Source organism: Pseudorhizobium tarimense (assembly GCF_022968135.1).
Lineage (GTDB): Bacteria > Pseudomonadota > Alphaproteobacteria > Rhizobiales > Rhizobiaceae > Neorhizobium > Neorhizobium tarimense.
In genome coordinates, this window is record NZ_JALJRA010000012.1 from 107,617 (window position 1) to 124,872 (window position 17,256).

At 62.5% G+C, this 17,256-nt stretch carries 19 protein-coding genes; 8 read left to right on the plus strand and 11 right to left on the minus strand.

Annotated features, from left to right (window positions below; genetic code table 11):
• Positions 1-21: 21 nt before the first annotated feature.
• Positions 22-660 carry a queuosine precursor transporter gene (locus MUU54_RS15730; protein WP_247244974.1) on the minus strand — a complete coding sequence of 213 codons (639 nt, stop codon included), beginning with the start codon at positions 658-660 and terminating at the stop codon, positions 22-24.
• A 109-nt stretch (positions 661-769) separates the two neighbouring features.
• Positions 770-1,069: a 50S ribosomal protein L28 gene (gene rpmB / locus MUU54_RS15735; RefSeq protein ID WP_239997869.1), complete on the minus strand. Its 300-nt coding sequence runs from the start codon at positions 1,067-1,069 to the stop codon at positions 770-772.
• A 248-nt stretch (positions 1,070-1,317) separates the two neighbouring features.
• Here rpmB and MUU54_RS15740 point away from each other — a divergent pair, with 248 nt between their 5' ends.
• Positions 1,318-2,091, plus strand: coding sequence for a DUF3108 domain-containing protein (locus MUU54_RS15740; RefSeq protein WP_247244975.1), 774 nt, complete (start codon positions 1,318-1,320; stop codon positions 2,089-2,091).
• A gap of 38 nt (positions 2,092-2,129) precedes the next feature.
• Here MUU54_RS15740 and MUU54_RS15745 read toward each other — a convergent pair whose 3' ends face one another.
• Entirely contained in the window at positions 2,130-2,564 is a 435-nt protein-coding gene (locus MUU54_RS15745) for a cupin domain-containing protein (protein ID WP_247244976.1), read from the minus strand.
• 1 nt (position 2,565) lies between these two features.
• Positions 2,566-3,336 carry a hydroxyacylglutathione hydrolase gene (gloB, locus tag MUU54_RS15750; RefSeq protein ID WP_247245041.1) on the minus strand — a complete coding sequence of 257 codons (771 nt, stop codon included), beginning with the start codon at positions 3,334-3,336 and terminating at the stop codon, positions 2,566-2,568.
• An 88-nt stretch (positions 3,337-3,424) separates the two neighbouring features.
• On the opposite strand from gloB, the gene MUU54_RS15755 reads away from it, so the two are divergent.
• The 3 genes from MUU54_RS15755 to MUU54_RS15765 all read left to right on the plus strand — a co-directional run bounded on the left by MUU54_RS15755 (position 3,425) and on the right by MUU54_RS15765 (position 6,298).
• Positions 3,425-4,189, plus strand: a complete 765-nt coding sequence (locus MUU54_RS15755; protein WP_247244977.1) for a class I SAM-dependent methyltransferase — start codon at positions 3,425-3,427, stop codon at positions 4,187-4,189.
• Between the two features lie 76 nt (positions 4,190-4,265).
• Positions 4,266-5,375, plus strand: a complete 1,110-nt coding sequence (gene hisC / locus MUU54_RS15760) for a histidinol-phosphate transaminase (protein WP_247244978.1) — start codon at positions 4,266-4,268, stop codon at positions 5,373-5,375.
• Complete coding sequence (locus MUU54_RS15765; RefSeq protein WP_247244979.1) at positions 5,372-6,298, plus strand: prephenate/arogenate dehydrogenase family protein; 927 nt, start codon at positions 5,372-5,374, stop codon at positions 6,296-6,298. Before hisC ends, MUU54_RS15765 begins: the two co-directional genes overlap by 4 nt.
• 5 nt (positions 6,299-6,303) lie before the next feature.
• Here the strand turns inward: MUU54_RS15765 and MUU54_RS15770 are convergent, their stop codons facing one another.
• The gene (locus MUU54_RS15770; RefSeq protein ID WP_247244980.1) at positions 6,304-7,311 is read right to left on the minus strand and encodes a DUF2125 domain-containing protein; all 1,008 of its coding nucleotides are present in this window, start codon (positions 7,309-7,311) and stop codon (positions 6,304-6,306) included.
• Between the two features lie 24 nt (positions 7,312-7,335).
• On the opposite strand from MUU54_RS15770, the gene MUU54_RS15775 reads away from it, so the two are divergent.
• On the plus strand, positions 7,336-7,899 hold the full coding sequence (locus MUU54_RS15775) for a gamma-glutamylcyclotransferase (RefSeq protein ID WP_247244981.1): 564 nt from the start codon (positions 7,336-7,338) through the stop codon (positions 7,897-7,899).
• Here MUU54_RS15775 and MUU54_RS15780 read toward each other — a convergent pair.
• The 4 genes from MUU54_RS15780 to ftsE all read right to left on the minus strand — a co-directional run bounded on the left by MUU54_RS15780 (position 7,857) and on the right by ftsE (position 11,228).
• Complete coding sequence (locus MUU54_RS15780) at positions 7,857-8,687, minus strand: lysophospholipid acyltransferase family protein (RefSeq protein ID WP_247244982.1); 831 nt, start codon at positions 8,685-8,687, stop codon at positions 7,857-7,859. The two genes, MUU54_RS15775 and MUU54_RS15780, sit on opposite strands and share 43 nt — an antisense overlap.
• 73 nt (positions 8,688-8,760) lie before the next feature.
• A complete protein-coding gene (locus tag MUU54_RS15785) occupies positions 8,761-9,501 on the minus strand; it encodes a YdcF family protein (RefSeq protein ID WP_376742111.1) in 741 nt (246 codons plus the stop codon).
• Between the two features lie 67 nt (positions 9,502-9,568).
• Complete coding sequence (locus tag MUU54_RS15790; RefSeq protein WP_247244983.1) at positions 9,569-10,576, minus strand: cell division protein FtsX; 1,008 nt, start codon at positions 10,574-10,576, stop codon at positions 9,569-9,571.
• Positions 10,569-11,228, minus strand: a complete 660-nt coding sequence (gene ftsE, locus MUU54_RS15795) for a cell division ATP-binding protein FtsE (RefSeq protein ID WP_247244984.1) — start codon at positions 11,226-11,228, stop codon at positions 10,569-10,571. Before ftsE ends, MUU54_RS15790 begins: the two co-directional genes overlap by 8 nt.
• A 212-nt stretch (positions 11,229-11,440) precedes the next feature.
• Between ftsE and MUU54_RS15800 the strand changes: the two genes are divergently transcribed.
• From MUU54_RS15800 to MUU54_RS15810, 3 genes are all read left to right on the plus strand, one after another.
• Positions 11,441-12,085 carry a hypothetical protein gene (locus MUU54_RS15800; RefSeq protein WP_247244985.1) on the plus strand — a complete coding sequence of 215 codons (645 nt, stop codon included), beginning with the start codon at positions 11,441-11,443 and terminating at the stop codon, positions 12,083-12,085.
• 40 nt (positions 12,086-12,125) lie between these two features.
• Complete coding sequence (hpt, locus tag MUU54_RS15805) at positions 12,126-12,680, plus strand: hypoxanthine phosphoribosyltransferase (RefSeq protein ID WP_247244986.1); 555 nt, start codon at positions 12,126-12,128, stop codon at positions 12,678-12,680.
• Between the two features lie 123 nt (positions 12,681-12,803).
• Entirely contained in the window at positions 12,804-13,181 is a 378-nt protein-coding gene (locus MUU54_RS15810) for a response regulator (RefSeq protein WP_247244987.1), read from the plus strand.
• Positions 13,182-13,185: 4 nt separating this feature from the next.
• Here the strand turns inward: MUU54_RS15810 and MUU54_RS15815 are convergent, their stop codons facing one another.
• Positions 13,186-15,825, minus strand: coding sequence for a TIGR02302 family protein (locus MUU54_RS15815; protein ID WP_247244988.1), 2,640 nt, complete (start codon positions 15,823-15,825; stop codon positions 13,186-13,188).
• Positions 15,826-15,985: 160 nt separating this feature from the next.
• Positions 15,986-17,254 (minus strand): diaminopimelate decarboxylase, encoded by a 1,269-nt coding sequence (gene lysA, locus MUU54_RS15820; RefSeq protein ID WP_247244989.1) that lies wholly within the window; start codon positions 17,252-17,254, stop codon positions 15,986-15,988.
• Positions 17,255-17,256: the final 2 nt, after the last annotated feature.

Below are 17,256 nucleotides of genomic sequence, written 5' to 3' on the forward strand. Positions count from 1 at the left end.
TCATCAGCCGGAAAGGGACGGTTAGCCCGCTGCCTTGGCCGGCGGCATGGGTTTCAACACGCTCATCAGCGCCCCGTAGGGCAGTAGCATCACGATGCCGACCAGGATCTTGACGCCGAGATCGCCGAGCGCCCAGGAGATCCAGCGTGGCGCCTCCGCCGACAGGACACCGAGGATCGGGGCCCACTCGATAGCGAAGGGCTCGTTCGGCCCAAACACTGCGAAGACGGGCGCAAAAGCAAGCGAGAAGAACAGTGCCGTATCGATGGCCGAGCCCACCAACGAGCCCGCCAGCGGTGCGTGCCACCAGGTCTGACGGCGCAGGCGGTTGAAGACGGAAATGTCGAGGAGTTGGCCGAACAGAAAGGCTGTCCCGGAGGCAATGGCGATGCGCGGCATCGCTGTCCAGAAGGACACAGCCACGCCGACCACGAAACCTGCAAAGACGACGCGCCGGGCGATCGACGGGCCGAACTGACGGTTGGTCAGGTCCGTCACCAGGAATGCGATCGGGTAGGTGAAGGCACCCCAGGTCAGCAGGTCGCCAAGATTGATCCCGAAGAGCGTGCCGGAGAGCGGGAACTGGACGAAGAAGTTCGAGGCGACGACAATGGCCGCCATTAGGAGTGCATAGACGGAGGTACTGCGAAGGTATCGCATTTTTTTATCCTGGGTGATGCCACCAGTTGGAGTTCGATAAGGTTCAAAAGAAAGGGCTTGGCCGGTTTCCCGTCAAGCCCTCCCCGGAACGGATGTAGATGTTCGAAGCTTAGGCGGCAGCCGCAGCTTCTGCCGTCTTTTTGGCGATCTGGCGACGCAGCAGGCGCGCGCGCATCGACAGCTCCTTCTCGTCTGCCTTCAGAAGGAAGGCATCGAGGCCACCGCGGTGCTCAACGGAGCGCAGGGCGTGCGCGGAAACGCGCAGACGGTAACGCTGGCCGAGCGCGTCGGAGATCAGCGTGACGTGGCACAGGTTCGGCAGGAACCGGCGGCGCGTCTTGTTGTTTGCGTGGCTGACGTTGTTGCCGGTCTGAACGCCCTTGCCGGTCAGTTCGCACATACGAGACATGGGTACACCTTTGTTGTTCTTCTGCAATCGAATGGTACTCCCGGACAATGTCCGGCGCGCCGATCCAACTGGTCTGATTGGAAAGTTGCGGTTCTATAGTCAGTGTGTCCGGTCCCGTCAAGCCAAACATGGTCATCGCGCCGAGATTTCGCGTTCTCCCGGGTCACTCCGGCTATTTGTTGCCATAGTGGCTGCTATATAATGCGCGACGGGGACATGACGTCCTGCCGTAGAATTGAGGCACATCCATGATCGCACGCCGCCGATCGTTTCTTGCAACTGCATTTGCTGCACTCTTGCTTGCCGGACCTGCCGATACGGCCGGAACGCGCCATGTTAGCGAATACGACATCTCGCTGGGCATCCTGCCGATCGCGAAGGCCTCCTTTGCCAGCGAGTTCGGCGGTAATAATTACGAGATTTCCGGCAGCTTCCGCTCCTGGGGGCTAGCGGAACTAATCAGCAAGGTTTCCGCAAAGACCAGTGTCAGCGGCCGCAAACAGGGCAATCGCCTGCAGGCGGAGCGCTTTAACCTCGTCTACAAGACGGGCAAGCGCACCCGCACCTATAACGTGGTCTACCGCAACGGCAACGTGACGCAGTCGGTCATGAAGCCTGAGCCGAAGAGCCGTCCGGACAACTGGGTGCCGGTGACGGACTCCGACCTTCGTTCGGTACTGGATCCCTTGAGCGGTCTCGTCTTCCCCGGCGACGCCAAGGTCTGCCCCAGCCGGTTGCCGATCTATGACGGCGAGTCTCGCATGGATCTCGTCCTGTCGCCGAAGGGCAGCAGGCCCTTCTCCACCCAAGGCTTCGAGGGTGAAGCGATCATCTGCGAGATCCGCTACGTGCCAAAATCCGGCTTTAGACGCGGGCGGAGCGATATCGAGTATCTGAAGAAGACGCCGATGGAGATCTGGTTTGCCAAAGCGCAGCCCGTGAACGTTTATGCTCCGGTTTATGCGCGCATTCCGACGCGGATGGGAGATGTTTACGTGAAGGCCGCAAAATACGGCGGCTGATGCGCGCTGCCTCTGCACCTCGCCGTAGCGCCTTTCCCTCACCGTTCGGGCGCTGCGCCGGGTTCCCAGCCGGGCGGTTCCATCTCGAAGGCGGCAGAATCGAAACCGGGCGCAACCGTGCAGCCGACAAGCGTGAACCGTCCGGTCGGCTTCGCCGCCTGCCAGGCATTTGCAGGCACGATTGCCTGAGGGCGCTCGCCGCGCTTGAGGTCGGATCCCAGCACGATCGTCTCGCTGATTCTCCCATCGGTGGAAATCGTCAGCTGCAAGGGATTGCCCGCGTAGAAGTGCCAAGCTTCCGCGGCGTCGCGGACGCGATGCCAATGCGACCGTTCGCCGGCCTGCAGTAGGTAATAGATTGCGGTGGAATGGCCGCGGGTGCCGCCTGCGGTATCGCGGAAGGTCTCGACATACCAGCCGCCCTCCGGGTGCCGTTGCATGCCGAGCGTTCGGATGATCGCATCCGGATCCATCTCAGAAGCTGTCCTTGCGCCTGCGGATCTCGGCGAAGACTTCCTCGTTCGTCTTGCTTTCCATCAAGAGGTTCCGGCGGATGGCGGGGTCGGTCGCCCGCAGGAAGGGGTTTGTCTCCTTTTCCAAGCCGATCGTTGTGGGGATGGTGAACCGGCCAGCTGCCCTTGCGGCCTCGATCTCGCGCAGCCTGTTCTGCAGCCGCGCATTGTCAGGGTCGATGGTGATGGCGAAACGAGCATTCGACAGCGTGTATTCGTGACCGAAATAAACTGCGGTCTCGTCGGGCAGTGCTGCAAGCTTCTGCAGCGAGTGCCACATGTCGGCCGCCGGTCGTTCGAAGAGCCGCCCGCAGCCAAGCGCAAAGAGGGTATCTGCCGCAAAGAGCAGCTTATCGTCGGGGAAGTGGTAGCAGATGTGCCCTGCCGTGTGGCCGGGCGTTTCAATGACACAGACGGTATGGTCGCCGAAGCGGAACTCGTCGCCGTCCGTTACCGACTGGTCGAGGCCTGGAATGGCAACCGCCTCATTGATGGGGCCGATGATCTCGAGGTCGAACTTCTCCTTGAGTCCAAGGTTGCCCTCGACGTGGTCCGTATGATGATGCGTGGTCAGGATATGGGTCAACTTCCAGCCGCGCCGAGCCGCCGCGTCGCTGACCGCCTGTTCCTCCGGCGCATCGATCGACGCTGTCAGCCCCGTCTCCGGATCGTGAATGAGAACTCCGTAGTTATCGCTACGGCATTGAAAGAGTTCGATCTCCAATGACTTCATCATGCGCCCCCGTTGCAGACATGGTGTTTGCGAACAATGTAGAGATCCTGGCTTTGATGTCCAACCGCTCTCTGCTAGCAATTCGGCAATGCATACCGATATCGTCGATCTTCGCGAATTCTATCACTCGCCGCTCGGCCAATTTGCCGAGCGGTCGATTACGCTTGCGCTGTCTTCGCTCTGGGCCCGTTTGCCGGAAGAGAGGCTCGTCGGTCTCGGATATTCAGTGCCCTATCTCGATCGCTTCCGGGGAGACACAGAACGCACCTTCGCCTTCATGCCGGCCGGACAGGGTGCTGTGAACTGGCCGGTTGGCCAGCGCTCGACGACGGCGCTCGTGTTCGACGAGGAACTGCCGCTTCCCGACTCCTCCATTGACCGCATCCTGATGGTGCACTCGCTGGAATTTGCCGAGAACCCGCGCGAAACGCTGAAGGAGCTTTGGCGGGTGCTGGCGCCGGGCGGCCGGCTGGTGATGGTCGTGCCGAACAGGCGCGGCGTCTGGGCACGGATGGAGCACACGCCCTTCGGCTCCGGCCGCCCTTACTCGCGCGGACAGCTCACTTCCCTTTTGCGCGAAACCAACTTCACCCCGTCGGCAAGCGCCGAAGCGCTGTTCTTCCCGCCGTCGCGCATCCGCACCCTCCTGCGGCTTCGGAACGTGCTTGAGCGGATGGGCCGCCGGTTCTGGCCGGTGTTTTCCGGCGTCATCATCGTCGAGGCCCAAAAGCGCCTCTACCAGGGCCTTCCGGTGGCGGCGCGCGCCTCGCGGCGGGTCTTCGTCCCCGTCCTGGCGCCGCAGGGCGTGCCGACGACACGGACGTCAGCCGGAGTGCTGGCGACGGAGGCGTGACCCTCGACAAAGGCGGCTTTCGGCTTTAATGCCAAGGGATCATCCGCCGTCACCGGTACTCCAGAAGGTCGATCCTATGAGCGTCGTCGTCAATGAGCCTGTTCCACGTCCAGGTATCCTGGATATTGCCGCCTACGTGCCCGGCAAGGAACATGCGCCCGGCGTCGCTCGAGTATTCAAGCTCTCGTCGAACGAGACGCCGCTTGGGCCGAGTCCCAAGGCCAGAGAAGCGCTCAAGCAGGCGGTGGATCATCTCGAGATCTACCCTGATGGACAGGCGACCGAGTTGCGGGAGGCAATCGCTGCCGTACATGGCCTGAACCCGGCCAACATTCTTTGCGGCAATGGCTCGGACGAGCTGCTCGGCCTGCTCTGCCACGTTTATCTCGGAGCTGGCGACGAAGGGATCATCACCGAACATGGCTTCCTGGTCTACAAGATCCAGATCATGGGTGCCTGCGCAACGCCGGTTATCGTGAAGGAAAAGGATGCGACGGTGGATGTCGACGCAATCCTCGCCGCCGTGACGGAGAAGACAAAGATCGTCTTTCTCGCCAATCCGGCCAACCCGACCGGCACCTATGTTCCGGTGACCGAGATCCGCCGCCTGCAGGCTGCCTTGCCGAAGAACGTCGTCCTCGTGCTGGATGCGGCCTATGCGGAATATGTCCGGCGCAACGACTATGAGGCGGGGCTGGAGCTCGTCTCCAACAGCCGCAATGTCGTGATGACCCGCACTTTTTCCAAGGTGTACGGTCTGGCAGCGCTGCGGATCGGCTGGATGTATGCGCCGGCCGCCATCATCGATGCGCTCAACCGCGTGCGCGGCCCGTTCAACATGAACGCGCCGGCAATCGCTGCCGGCGCGGCAGCCGTTCGGGACCAGGCGTTCATCGAGAAGGCGGTGGAGTACAACAACCTGTGGCTCGACAAGCTGTCGCATGCCTTGGAGGCGATCGGGCTGAAGGTGACGCCGTCCGTGACGAATTTTCTGCTGATCCACTTCCCCGATACGGATGGGAAGCGGGCGGAAGACGCAGATGCCTTCCTCACCAGCCGCGGCTATATCCTGCGCGCCGTCAGGGGCTATGGTTTCCCGAACGCGCTCCGTATGAGCGTCGGCACCGAGGAAGCCAATCGCGGCGTGGTCGAGACACTCGGCGAGTTCATGGGAAGGAACCCATGAGCGGTGTCCTGTTCGACCGGATCGCGCTGATCGGCATTGGCCTCATCGGTTCCTCCATTGCCCGCGACGCCAAGGCACTCGGACTGGCGAGGAATGTGGTGGTTTCCACGCGCAGTGCCGAGACACTGGCCCGCGCGGAAGAGTTGCATCTGGGCACCTCCTATGTGGCATCGGCGGCGGAGGCCGTCGATGACGCCGATCTCGTGGTCGTGTCGGTCCCGGTCGGGGCCTCGGAGGCAGTGGCACAGCAGATCGCGTCACACCTGAAGCCTGGCGCGATCGTGACCGACGTTGGTTCGACCAAGGCATCGGTCATTGCGCAGATGGCGCCGCATATGCCGGATGGCGTCCATTTCATTCCCGGCCACCCGCTGGCGGGCACGGAAAAATCCGGCCCCGACGCCGGCTTCGAAGGGCTGTTTCGTGGTCGCTGGTGCATCTTCACGCCGCTGCCCGACACCGATCCGCAGGCGCTCGGTAAGTTGAAGGCATTCTGGACAGCCCTCGGTTCGCGCATCGACGAGATGGACCCGCAGCATCACGACAAGGTGCTCGCCATCGTTTCTCACCTGCCGCACATCATCGCCTACAACATCGTCGGTACGGCCGATGACCTGGAGACGGTGACGGAATCGGAGGTCATCAAGTACTCCGCCTCCGGTTTCCGCGACTTTACCCGTCTGGCCGCATCCGACCCCACGATGTGGCGTGACGTATGCCTGCACAACAGGGAAGCGATCCTGGAGATGCTGGCGCGCTTCTCGGAAGATCTCGCCTATCTGCAGCGGGCGATCCGCTGGGGTGAGGGAGACAAGTTGTTCGAGCTTTTCACCCGCACGCGCGCCGTTCGGCGGTCGATCATCGAGGCAGGCCAGGACGTGGACGTGCCGGATTTCGGCCGCCACGCGCTAGACAAGAAATAGTCTCGTCAGATCGGCGGGATTTCACCGACAGGGATGAAGCCGCCGGCAAAGACCTTACCGTGATTGACGGTCAGATCGATCGAGGCGCTCTGCCCGCCGCCGTTCAGGGCCGAGAGCATGCCCGCCACCGTCTGGAGAACCGGTGCGACTTCCGGGAAGGCTTGGGCGAGGCTGTTCCGCCAGGCTTCGATCTGGTCGACCTTAAGTTTGAGCTTTCCGGACAGGTAACCCTCCTCATCGATCGAGAAGGGGCCGCTTACGGTAATTGTCCGCCCTTCTCCGAGATCGGCCGACAGGCTGTGCATCTCGCCCTGAGTCCCATAGAGCGTAATACCATTCGGATCGGTGCCGTCAATGATGCCGCCGCGTCCGACGAGTGTCACATCGACGGTCGCCGTTACCGGGGGTAGAAGTTCCGGCACGTCCTGAGCGGTTACGCGCGCATTCTCCAGCAGCAAAGCCGCGTCCAGATCGGCACCGTTCTGACGTAGATGCATCTCGGTGCGGTCGGCGCCGATGTTCAAGGACTGCCCGGCTGCTGTCGAGACGATGCTCGTCGTGCCCTGGCGAATGACGGTAGAGGAGCGCTCGACGCCGTCATGCTTGGCGATGAGGCTCGACTGCAGGCTCTCCCAGTCGCTGGATACGGTCAGACCATGGCTCGTTCGCAGCTGCGCAGGAGCATCCGCTTCCCAGACGATGTGGCCCGGGTCGTAGACCTGCGCCGCTGACCGCAATGCGCCAATGGTCGCCGAGATTCCGTTGTTGCGGTCGTCAAGCGATGCGCTGGAGCAGAATAAGCCGATCCGGAAGGGGTAGCCGCGGTAAGTGGCGTCCGTGCATTGTGCGGTGATGCCATTCGCTTCCTGGCTGCCTAGCAGCGCCAGCGTCTTCTCCTTGAGGGCGTGAGCCGCGTAGAACCACCCGCCTGTGTAGAGTGCGATCGCCAGGACGATGGCGGTAGCGAGAAGCCAAATCTTGCGGCTGACGCTGGTTCGGCTTGACGCTGCCATGATGTTCTCCCAATGGTGGCCGTGATGCAGCGCGAGGCACGCTGCCGGGAACGCATGGCGCCGGATATGGACGAATTTTGGGTATTTGGCTACGGGTCGCTGATGTGGAATCCGGGCTTCACCTACCTTGAGAAAGCAGAAGCACACGTATTCGGTTACCGCCGCTCCCTCTGCGTCCGGTCTCATGTTCACCGCGGAACCCCGGATCAGCCGGGGCTTGTTCTCGGGCTCGATCGCGGAGGATCCTGCCGGGGCGTCGCCTTTCGGGTCGATCAGGGCGAGAAGCCGGAGGTTCTCGACTACCTGCGTGCCCGAGAGCTGGTGACGCATGTCTACAAGGAGCGCATCCTGCCTGTGGCACTTCGGGGAGGGCGCCAGGTGCAAGCGGTGGGCTATGTCGTGGATCGGGCGCATTGTCAATATGCGGGGGCGCTCGACGTGGACGAGGCTGCGGACATTGTCCGCAGGGCGGCAGGAAGGTCAGGCCCCAACCCTGCCTATGTGATCAACACGGTCGCCCATCTCAGGCAGATGGGCATCCGTGATCATTGGCTCGAGGGCGTCGAGAGATTGGTCACCACCGACTGAAGCTGCTGCTCCGACCGCAACTCGGCCAGGCGATTGGCCGCCGTGGCCGGCAGGCGCAGATGCGGATTTGCCTCTACGGTGTCGATCAGCAGCTCGTCGCTCGCCTTTTCTAGCGTCGTCACCAGCGTCTTGAAGAACTCGTCTGGGTCGAGCCCCGGCATGATCGGTGGCAGGATGCGGACCTTGAAATGGCCTGGAAAGCGGATCGAGCGGCGGCGTGGCCAGAACAGCCCAGGATGCATGGCGATTGGCACGACCGGTACCTGGATGTCCCGGTAGATGCGGGCGATCCCATAGCGATACTCCGGCTCGGCCCCCGGCGGCCGGCGCGTGCCTTCCGGATAGATGATCAGCTGGCGGCCGTTGTCCATCTCCTGCTTGGTACGCTCCATCACCGCGACCATGACCTTGCCGCGGGCGCCGCGGTTGACCGGAATCATCCGCTGTTTCATCACGTACCAGCCGAACAGCGGGATCCAGGTGAGCTCGCGCTTGAGGATGTAGACCGGGTCCTTCTGCCAGGGCAGCAGCGCGAACGTGTCCCAGAAGGACTGGTGTTTCGGGGCGAAGATGCAGCCGCCCTCGGGGACGTTTTCCAGACCTTCGATCTCGAAGGTGGTGCCGACGATCTTCTTCATCAGCCAATGGTTCGACCGCGCCCAGTTCTTCGGGATGTCGTAGGCCTTCTTGCGCGGCAGGATGAAGTAGACCGGCGTCAGGACGATCATCTGAAGGATGAGGTTCGCGTAGAACGCCATGTTGAAGAGGATGGAGCGGACCATCAGCATGCGGCAGTTTCCCCTTGGACCACGGCTGCCTACACGAGATCCTTGCGGAGCGAAAGGAGGAGGTGATCTTGAACTAGTGCGCGAAGCTTGCAGCGGAAGCGTCGCCTTCCTCTCGGGTTCGCAGCCCGCTGGCGCGGGCGATGCCGATCCAGTCCCTTGCGTTCGCGGCGACCACCTTGATGTATTCGCCAATCATGGTGCGCAAGACGTCGGGCTCGGTAAACCAGGCCTTGCGCGTCAGGTCTGAATTGACGACGGGGTAGGGGATGTAATCGGTAGCCGGATCGACGCGCCGCAGTTCATGCAGGCTGCGCGGCATGTGGTAGTTGTTGGTCACCACCAGCACGACCGAAAAGCCGTTGTCATGGATCCAGCGGGAGATCTCGTTGGCATTGCCGATCGTGTCGAGGGCGTCGTAGCCGATGTCGACGCAGCAGGAGAAGAGGTCCGTCGGCGTCTGCGTCATTTTGCGGATCTGCGCCGGCGTGGTCGAGGGATGCGCGCCGGAGATCAGCAGCCGCTTGCCGGCACCGTCGCGCAGCAGCCCCATCGCCTGGTCGATCCGCTGATAGCCGCCGGTCAAGACGACGATCGCATCTGCCTTCACGCTTTCCGGTGGCTTCAGCGAGGCGACGGAATCGGCAAACCAGAGAAAGCCGCCGAACACGGCGGCGATCATCAGGAAAGAGGTCAGGATCAGCCACCTTGCCGTGCGCCGCAGCCGGCTGTGGCGCGAGAAAAGCTGGCGGCCCACGCCCTTGCGCGGACGTTCCTTCTGCAATCGATCATCTCTCGGCGAACGACTCGTGCTCATGATTCAGTGCATAAACCCACTTCGTGGCGGAGAATAGGTGTCTGCGACCAACTCTTTTCACCGCAGGTCAGGATGCGGGCAGGCCATCGGACCGCCCCGGGTCGGAGCGGATGAGGTCGATCTCATCGATGTTCCTCATGACGGTGAAGCGCGCCGTCAGCGTCGTCAGGAGCGCGATGACGATCATGGTGGCGAAGATGCCGAGATAGCCGGCGAGGCCAAGCGAGAAGGTGCCGAAGAGGGCCGTCGCCTGGTCGCTTTCCGGCGTCGCCCGTGAGCTCGCCTGCCAGGCGCCCAGAATAGCGAACAGGATTGCCGCCACCGCGCTGCCTGCGGCAGATCCCTTGAGGCTTATCTTCAAGAAGTGCTTCTGGAATTCGCGCGCAACAAATGCACTCTCGGCGCCGACGAAGTGCAACACCTCCACGATATGCCGATTGCCGGAGATCACGCCGCGCGTGGCGAAGACGACGGTCAGCACCATGGCGGTGAAGACAAGGATGAGAACACCGGTGCCGATCCACACCGTGGTGCTTGCCATGGAAACCAGACGGTCGACCCAGGTGCGGTGGTCGTCGAGGAAGGCCTGCGGGATCTCCTTAGAGAGAAGGTCTCGCATGGCAACAAAATCAGGTGGGTTCTGCTCGTCGATCGTGATGATCACGAGCCGCGGCACCGGCAGCTCGTTGAGATCAAGGCCTGTACCAAGCCACGGCTCGAGAAGCCGGGCCGTCGCGGCATCATCCATGATCGTGCCTTCCTGGGTGCCGACGAAGCCGAGCGCCAGGTTCTTCGCCTTCTCAAGGGTGGCGTCCATGTCCAGCCCTTCGGAAGGCTTGATCTGGATCGTGATTTCGCGGGAGATCTCACTCTGCCAACCTGTCGCCGTTGCTCGGACCATGGTGACGGCACCAAGCGTCAGACAGGCCAGAAACGCCATGATGGCGATCACCACCATCAGTGCGTTGCCCTGAATATTGGAGGGGGGCAGGATCGGCGCCGTCGGTCGCACCCGCATCGGCGCGCGGCGTGGGGTAGCGGTGCCTTCTGCTTTGGGTCGGGCCATCTCATTCATAGATATCGAGCCGCCCTTCTGTCAGGATCATCCGGCGCGCATTTACCTGATCCATCAGCCCGAGGTCGTGGGTTGCAATGACCACGGCGGTTCCGAGCCGGTTCAGTTCGAGAAAGAGGCTGAGAAGTCGTTGCGCCATTGGCGGGTCGACATTGCCGGTCGGCTCGTCGGCCAGGAGGATTTCCGGGCGGTCCATCAGGGCCCGGGCGATTGCGGCACGCTGCTTCTCGCCACCCGAAAGCACCGGCGGCAGGACATTGATACGCTCGCCAAGCCCAACCCACTTCAGCAGTTCGATCACATCGTTGCGGTAGCTGCTCTCCTCCTTGCCACGCACGCGCAGCGGCAGGGCCACGTTCTCGTACGTGGTCAGGTGATCCAGCAGCCGGAAATCCTGAAACACGATGCCCACTCGGCGGCGAAGCATCGGGAGCTCCCCACGCGGGATCTGTGACAGGTCGCGGCCGAACATGCGGATCAGCCCGCGGGTCGGCTGGAGTGACATGAAGAGCAGACGCAGGAGCGTTGTCTTGCCTGCACCTGAGGGGCCGGTCAGGAACTGGAACGACCGCTTCGGGATGTCGAACGTCATGTCCCGGAGGATCTCCGGGCCCATCCCATAGCGCAGGCCGACATTTTCGAAGTGGATCAATGGAAAATCGCAATCCTGATGTTCATTCAGCCGACCTGTTGCCGGCTAGCGCACTTCAACCGCCACCGGAATAGGTCGATTTCGAGGCCGCATTCGCGAAGCATTAACCATTCGAATCTACGACTGGGTAGGATTCGATTCAATGCCGACGTTCCTTCATCCACCTGAGGGGATCTGTCGGCACCAGTGCAGCTCCTGCCGAAAAGGGGAGAATGATGGCCGTCGTCGACATCCTACCACCCGAACCTGCCGCGAAGCATGTTCGGCGCGCCCATCGCGGCGGCGGAAGCGTCACAGATGCCGACTTCGTCACGCTGCGCCCGAAGCCGCTTCGTGACAGGCGCTTTGAGACCCAGAACGACAATCGCCGCACCGCATCCGGAGCAAAACCTGCTGCAGCTGCGTCGCCGCCGGCCGCTCTTGTCGAGCGGGTCGAACGCCTCCTATCTCGCCTTTCGGCCGACATGTTCTCGGCTGTGGTTGCGGCGGCCTTCCTGGTCGTCTTTGGTCTCGCTGGCGGCTTCTCGCTGTTTGTCGGGCAAGGCAATGGGCCTGTGGAAGCACCGACGCTGGACATCACCCATGTGACGGTGACGCCGCAAGAGGCCGAGGGGATGCCGGTCCTCCTGATCAACGGGATCGTCGAGAACCGGGGACGGACGGGCCTGAACCTTCCCTCCATCAGGGCGGACCTCTTCCGGGAGGGAGCCCTTTTGTCTTCCACCCTGATCAACCCGCCTGTCAGCCAGATGCAGAGCGGGCACAGCCACGGCTTCTCCGTGCGCATTCCGCACCCCGGTGGAAAAACCCCGGAATTGAAGCTTTCCTTCGCCGGTGAGGATGCTTCCCGCTCGTAATTGTGCTACCGGCGGCCTCCGGAACTGCCAGGAGAGCCCCATGCCCGTCGTCCGCGGCAAGATCATCGAGCCCCTCTACACCGCAGAGGTGATCGCAGAGCGCAATCGCGCCATCGCTGCCGAGATTGCCGGCGGACCGACGAAGGATCTTCTGGTCATCGCGATCCTTAAAGGGTCCTTCATCTTCGCGGCAGACCTTCTGCGTGCTCTTCATGATGTCGGACTGGCGCCCGAAGTGGAATTCATCACGCTCTCCAGCTATGGTGCAGGGACTGTGTCGCAAGGCGTGCGGATCGTGAAGGACATCGACAGCGACGTGAAGGACCGCGATGTCCTGCTGATCGACGATATTCTTGAATCGGGGCGCACGCTGAAGTTCGCCAAGGAGCTGCTTTACGAGCGCGGAGCCCGCAATGTCACGATCGCCGTGCTGCTCGACAAGAGCATCAAGCGGCAGGAGAAGCTGGAGGCGGATTATGTCGGCTTCGAATGCCCCGACTATTTCGTCGTCGGCTACGGCATGGACGTCGCCTATGCCTTCCGCGAACTCCCCTTCGTCGGCGTCGTCACCGGGGACGCCCTGGGCGAAAGCTAGGCCTCGGCAGGCGGTAATTCCTTAACCACGTTACGCCGCTTCCGGTCGCTTGTTTACTCCTCGGCAAGCAAAGTCTGGTGATTTGCTCCCAATGTTAAACACAAAGGGAAGAATGCGATCGTCATGGCAAAGATCCTGATAACCGAAGACGAAAGCGCCCTGCGCACCTTTGTTGCCCGCGCCCTTCGTCTCGACGGCCACGAAACCTGTGAAGCGGGCGACGGCGCCGAAGGTCTCGAAAGGCTTGCCGAAGAGAAATTTGACCTCCTTCTGTCCGATATCCGCATGCCGGTCATGGATGGTATCGAGCTTGCCCATCAGGCTGCGGCGCGGCATCCGCAGATGAAGATCCTTCTGATGACCGGCTATGCCGAGCAGCGCGAGCGGGCGGACGACCTTGCCGCAAAGATCGTCGATGTCGTGCAGAAACCGTTTGCCCTGCCGGAGATCCGCAAGGCTGTCGCAAGGGCACTTGCCGGCGAAAGCTGCTGTGCGGCTTAAGCTGCTAGCGGATCTCGAGCAGCCGCTCCAGGTAGCGGCGCTCAGCTTCCCCGGATAGGGCATTGCCCAGACGCTCGCGGATCGCTTCCAGAATCTCGCGGGCCCGTTGCACGTCGATCTCGTCCGGCACCTTCACCTGATCACCGAAATCGGGGCCAGCCGTCGCCCGGGGGCGACCAAGCGGGTCACGGCCGGTCTGGTTGCCTTGTGAGTCCTCGCCTTGTCCAGGCCCTTGTCCCTGGCCTTGCTGCATTGCCTGCATCATCTGCTGCATCATGTTCTGGGCGCCCTGGCGGAGCGCGTTCAAGGCATTGCCCTGGCCTTCGACGGCCTGTTCGCCCTCGCCTTCACCCAGCGCCTCGCCTGCATTGCCCATTTCGCGTTCGGCCTCACCGAAGCCTTCGCCCGGCTGCATGCCGAGGTCCTTCAGGCCCTGCTGCAGCTCCTGCAGCTTTTTGCCCAGGCCTTCCTGTTGTGCGCGAAGGTTTTTCAGCGCCTCGCGCAGCTGTTCCGCCGTCATCTGGTCCGTTGGCGAGCCCCGCTGCCCCTGCTGTCTCTGTTGCGGCTGACCTTGCTGCCCCTGCTCGTACGGCTGTTCGCCCTGCTGGCCTGGATCGCCCCGCTGCATGCGGTCGCGCAGTGCCTGGTCCAGCTGGAAGGTCTCATCCATCAGCCGCTGCTGTTCCTGCATGATCTCGCCGAGCTTGTCGATCTGCTCGCGCATCTGGCTGTTCTGCTGCTGGCCCTGCTGCCCCTGCGGCATTCGGCCGGCCTGCAGATTGTTCATCATCCGCTGCAGTTCCGAAAGCATCTGTTGTGCTGCGTCGCGGTTGCCGGAGCGCGCCAGGTTTTCGATCTGGTCCATAATGTTCTGCAGGTCGCGCTGACGAATCACGTTTTCCGCCTGCATGTTCTGCTGCATGCGCGGGCTGTTCTGCAGGCGCTGGGCGAGCTCGGACATGAACTCCTGCATCGCCTCGCGCAGCTCCTTCATCAGCTCAGCAATCTCCTCGTCGCTTGCACCGTTCTCCAGCGCCTCGTTGAGAGCGTTCTGAGCGTCCCGGAGGCGCTTTTCAGCCGCAGAAAGATCGCCATCCTCAATGCCGAGCGCGATCTCCCAGAGATAATCCGCCACTTCCTTCAGCTGCTCCTCACCCCGTGCTAGTTCCATCCGGCCGAGTGCCGAACGGATGAGCAGGAAGTGAGACAGGTCCGGTATTGTCTCGTCCGGCCGCAGCGCCAGCACTTCGTTGAGTTCGATAGCCCGCGGCATCTGCCGCGTGTCGAGAGAGAACACCTGCCGCTGCTCCGCAACAGCGGCCGCAAGTGGCTCCGTGAACGGTCGGCCCGGCAACACCATTTCATGGGCAGGGCTTTTTCCGGTCTGGCCTGCGCCGTCGGTTGCCACAAGCGTAATGCGCACCCGCTTGCCGGCCAACGGATGTTCGGTCAGGTTGCGGCTCGTGACCCCCTCAGGGTTGCGCGGGTTGCGCCGCGGCAGGTCCAGCCGGAACTCCGGCGGCGGGTAGAGAGGCGTTGCTGCAGGATCTGGCGCCTCGACGGGCTTGATCAGGGCATGCGCCTCCTGAAGGCCATAGTCGTCTTTGCCGGCAAAGCCGATCTCCAGCGCACCGTTGAGTGCACGCTTCGGCTGGCCCTTGAAGGCGATCTCCGGTACCCGATCCGGGATGACGTCGAAGGTCCAGCTCCTGCCGTTCACTGTCAGTTCGCCGCTTTTGGCGACCTTCAACACGTAAGTGCGTGGCGGCGCCGGTTGTCCGGGGTCGGGCACATTCGGCGGCGGCAGTTGTGAAGCCTCTGTTGTGTCACCCGTCGCAACCGCTTCTTCGCTGGCCAGAGGTTGAGGGCTGTCCCCCTCGGCGGCGGAGAACACGACGGCCTCTTCACCCTCGCCGCCCGTCACGCGCACCGTCAGTTCGGAATTCTGCGGGACCTGCACTTCCGAGACCGCCTCGGCCTCACCGCCGGTCAAGAACACCGGGGCCTGGCCCGTATAGGAAGGCGGCGTCAGCCAGGCGTCGATCCGCAGGTCGGGATTTGTGCTGGCGGCTGTAGCGGGACCGCGAAAGACATCGGAAATCTGGCCAGCACCGTTGGAAAAGGAAAAGCCGAAGGCCACGACGACCAGTAGAGCAGGGATGGCACGCAGGGCAAGGCGGTCATGCCGTGCGATGTCCGGGCGCGGCAGCCCGGCATCCAGTGCTGCAATCTTCTCCGCCATACGCACCTGGTGCTCCTTCCAGAGCGCGCGTCCGAACGGCGTATCGAAGGCAGGTTCGTCCTCCTGGACCGCGACCGGCTGGTGCTGGAGCTCGTTCCGCTCCTCAAGCAACCGATCTGCCTCGCCGGCATTTGGCCAACGCGTGCGAGCAAGCGGCAGCAGCGACGCCAGGAAGGCGAGAACGAACGTAGCCGTCAGCGCCCAGCGCAGAAGGTCTAGATTCGTCCGGAAGATCCCAAGCCAAGCCGCTGAGAGAAACAGGGCTACGACCGTCAGCGGCGGCAGAAGGCGAGGTGCCAGACGCTCGAGGAACAAGACCAGCCGAGCCAGCGTCCGCTTCCAGGCAACCCGTCGTGCCAGTGAAGGAAGGGCATCGAAGGCGCCTTTGCGGATATTGCTCATGCCGGCCGTCTCCTGTTGGCGGGGCAAGTAAGGACCGCGCCACGTCCGGCAGGCCACGAACGCAAGATAACAGTCTTTATGGCGAAGACGAGAGCACGGGCCATCCCCACTGCGTTTTTCCGCAGTGGGTCGAGGAAAAGTGAACGCCTAGATCGAAAGGTCAGGAAAGCCAGTCGGGGACGGAATCGAGCCCGATCAGTTCGTCATAGGTGCCCCGGGGGCGGATCACGTGGAACCGGTCCCCCTTCACCAGCACTTCGGGCACCAGAAGCCGCGAATTGTACGTCCCTGCCTGCACGGCTCCATAGGCGCCCGCCGAACCGACGGCGATCAGGTCACCCGGCTTCGGTGCTGCCATCTCCCGATCGAGCGCGAGATAGTCGCCCGTCTCGCAGACCGGCCCAACGATGTCTCCACGGATGCGCTGAGCCTCCGACGCTGCCGCGACAATCGGACGGACCTCGTGATAGGCATCGTAAAGCGTCGGGCGTATGAGGTCGTTCATCGCGCCGTCGACGATCACAAATGTCTTCTCGCCGCCATCCTTCACATAGATCACCTCGGTGACGAGGATGCCGGCATTGCCGACGATGAGGCGGCCCGGCTCGGTGACGATCTTGCAGTCGAGAGAGCGCAGCTGACGCTTGACGGTTTCTGCATAGGCATCCGGCAGTGGCGGCGGATTGTTGTCGTCCTTGTAGGGAATGCCAAGCCCGCCGCCGATATCGACGTGATCGATCCGGTGGCCCTCGGTGCGCAGCGTGTCGACCAGTTCCCGCAGCAGGCGAAAGGCATCTTCGAATGGCTGCAGCTCGGTGATCTGGCTGCCGATATGCATGTCGATGCCGTTCACCTCAATGCCCGGCAGCTGGGCCGCATGAGCATAGACGGCGCGGGCACGCTCGTAGGAGATGCCGAACTTGTTTTCCTTCTTGCCGGTCGAGATCTTGGCATGCGTGCGCGCATCGACGTCCGGATTGATGCGGAAAGATACATGTGCGCGCTTGCCCATCCGCTGGGCGCGCTGGTTAAGAACCTCTAGCTCCGGCTCGGACTCCACGTTGAAGCAGTAGATGTCGGCTTCCAGCGCGAGATCCATTTCGGTGGCCGTCTTGCCGACGCCGGAGAACATGATGCGGCTTGCCGGAATGCCAGCCGCCAGTGCTCGTCGAAGCTCGCCGCCGGAAACGACGTCGGTACCCGCGCCGAGCCGCCCGAGCGTCTTCAGAACCGCCTGGTTGGAATTGGCCTTCATCGCATAGCAAACCATTGCGTCCACGTCGGCGAAGGCCTTGGTGAAGACGGTGTAGTGGCGCTCCAGCGTCGCGGTCGAATAGCAGTAGAAGGGTGTGCCGACCGCTTTAGCGATTTCGGGAACAGGCACGTTTTCGGCGTGTAGTACGCCGTCGATATACTGGAAATGGTTCACCT